Source organism: Phenylobacterium sp. (assembly GCF_031360265.1).
GTDB lineage: Bacteria > Pseudomonadota > Alphaproteobacteria > Caulobacterales > Caulobacteraceae > Phenylobacterium.
Genome location: NZ_JANMBF010000145.1, coordinates 1 through 2,470, shown reverse-complemented (window position 1 = coordinate 2,470; position 2,470 = coordinate 1). Strand labels below are relative to the sequence as shown.

At 69.5% G+C, this 2,470-nt stretch carries 2 protein-coding genes; one reads left to right on the top strand and one right to left on the bottom strand.

Annotated features, from left to right (window positions below):
- Nucleotides 1-36: 36 nt before the first annotated feature.
- Nucleotides 37-579 (top strand): hypothetical protein, encoded by a 543-nt coding sequence (locus RMN86_RS13670; protein WP_309606404.1) that lies wholly within the window; start codon nucleotides 37-39, stop codon nucleotides 577-579.
- Between the two features lie 25 nt (nucleotides 580-604).
- Here the strand turns inward: RMN86_RS13670 and RMN86_RS13665 are convergent.
- The coding region (locus RMN86_RS13665) for an AAA family ATPase (RefSeq protein ID WP_309606403.1) at nucleotides 605-2,470 on the bottom strand (1,866 nt) is incomplete at its 5' end.

The window sequence follows — 2,470 nt, the reverse complement described above, 5'->3', positions numbered from 1 at the left end:
GCATGATTTGGCCGCATTGGCGTATAGGCTGAGAGGATGGCCGACCGCGTTCGTATCCTCGCCGCCGCCGCGTTTGCGGGCGTACTTTCGGCCTGTGCGCCGACGCTGGGTCCGCCGCCGCCGGGACGCCCGCACGCCCTGCCCGTCGAAGACACGACTTTCCGCGCCTCGGACTTCGCCTGGTCGCAGGCGCTGGGCCGCAACGCGCTGGTCGGCGCGGTCAATTTCAGGCTCGGCCCGACACGCTACACCTGCCGGGGCGCGACCGTGGTGCTGACGCCCGAGACGCCCTGGTCGCGCCGCCGCATGATGGTGCTCTACAAATCCGACCTGCGCGCCGCCCTGCCCGCCGACGAGGTGCGCGGCCGCACCGGCCAGGCCCCGCCCGGCGACTCCGGCCCCTATGTGAAGCGCGCCATCTGCGACAACGCCGACCGCTTCAGCTTCGCGGGCCTGGCCGACGGCGGCTGGTACGTGGTGACCATGGCCAAGCCGGTCCCCGGCGCTGCCGGCCCGAACATGGCCCTGATGCGCCGGATCACCACCCGCGGCGGCCGGGTGACCAATTTCGAACTCTGAAGCCGCCGGGTCCGCCCGGCCCGCCTCAGTGCACCTTCGCGCGGCCGATCACCAGGCCGTCGGCATTGGCTGAGACATCGATCACCGCCCCGTCCTCCAGGTCTCCGGCCAGCAGCTTGCGGGCGATGGGGTCGACCAGCTCCTTCTGGATCGCCCGCTTCAGCGGCCGGGCCCCGAAGACCGGGTCGTAGCCGCGCTCGGCCAGCCAGTGCATGGCCGCGGCGTCCAGGGCGATTGACATCCGCCGGTCGGCCAGCAGCTTCTCGAAGCGCTTCAGCTGGATCTTGACGATGTCGTCCATCGCGCCACGGCCGAGCCGCTTGAAGAGGATGATCTCGTCGATGCGGTTCATGAACTCCGGCCGGAAGTGGCCGCGGACCACGGCCATCACCGAGGGCCGCGCGGTCTCCACATCCTCGCCCTCGTCCAGGGTCGCCAGGAATTCCGAGCCCAGGTTGGAGGTCATGACGATGATCGTGTTGCGGAAATCCACGGTGCGGCCCTGGCCGTCGGTCAGCCGGCCGTCGTCGAGCACCTGTAGCAGCACGTTGAAGACGTCCGGGTGGGCCTTCTCGACCTCGTCGAACAGCAGCACCTGATAGGGCCGGCGGCGCACCGCCTCGGTCAGCGCCCCGCCCTCGTCGTAACCCACATAGCCGGGGGGCGCGCCGATCATCCGGCTGACCGAGTGCTTCTCCATGTATTCGCTCATGTCCAGGCGGGTGATGGCCGCCTCGTCGGCGAACATGAACTCGGCCAGCGCCTTGGTCAGTTCGGTCTTGCCGACCCCGGTGGGACCCAGGAACAGGAACGAGCCGATCGGCCGGTTGGGGTCCTGCAGACCGGCCCGCGCACGCCGCACGGCGTCGGAGACCGCCAGCAGGGCCTCCTCCTGGCCGACCACGCGGGCGCGCAGCGCATCCTCCATGGCCAGCAGCTTCTCGCGCTCGCCCTCCAGCATCTTTTCCACAGGCACCCCGGTCCAGCGCGAGACCACCGCGGCGATCTGTTCGGCGTCGACCACCTCGGGCGAGACCGCGTCGGCCTCGGCCCCGGCCTCCTCGGCGGCCAGGCGCTTTTCCAGCCCGGGGATTTCGCCATAGGCGATCTCCGAGGCGCGCTGCAGGTCGCCCCGGCGCTGGGCGGAGACCAGTTCGGCGCGCAAACGGTCCAGGGCCTCGCGGCTCTGGGCGGCGGAGGAGACCTTTTCCTTCTCCGAGCGCCAGCGGGCGGTCATCTCGGCCGACTGGCCTTCAAGTTCGTCGAGCTCGTCTTCCAGCTTTTCCAGCCTGGCCTTGGAGGCGGCGTCCGTCTCCTTGGTCAGGGCCTCGCGCTCGATCTTCAGCTGCACCGCGCGCCGGTCGATCTCGTCCAGCTCCTCGGGCTTGGAGTCGACGGCCATGCGCACGCGGCTGCCCGCCTCGTCCATCAGGTCGATGGCCTTGTCGGGCAGGAAGCGGTCGGCGATGTAGCGATTGGAGAGGGTGGCCGCCGCGACAATGGCGCTGTCGGAAATCCGCACGCCATGGTGCAGTTCGTACTTCTCCTTCAGGCCGCGCAGGATGGAGATGGTGTCTTCCACCGTCGGTTCGCTGACGAACACCGGCTGGAAGCGGCGGGCCAGCGCGGCGTCCTTCTCCACGTTCTTGCGGTACTCATCGAGCGTCGTGGCGCCCACGCAGTGCAGCTCGCCGCGGGCCAGGGCGGGTTTCAGCAGGTTGGAGGCGTCCATGGCCCCTTCCGACTTCCCGGCGCCCACCAGGGTGTGCATCTCGTCGATGAACAGGATCACCTCGCCTGCCGCCGATTCGATCTCCTTCAGGATGGCCTTCAGCCGCTCCTCGAACTCGCCCCGGTATTTGGCCCCGGCGATCAGCGCGCCCATGTCCAG

Coding starts and splice junctions, on each gene's coding strand:
- RMN86_RS13670 (WP_309606404.1), top strand. CDS start 37: ATGGCCGACCGCGTTCGTATCCTCGCCGCCGCCGCGTTTGCGGGCGTA.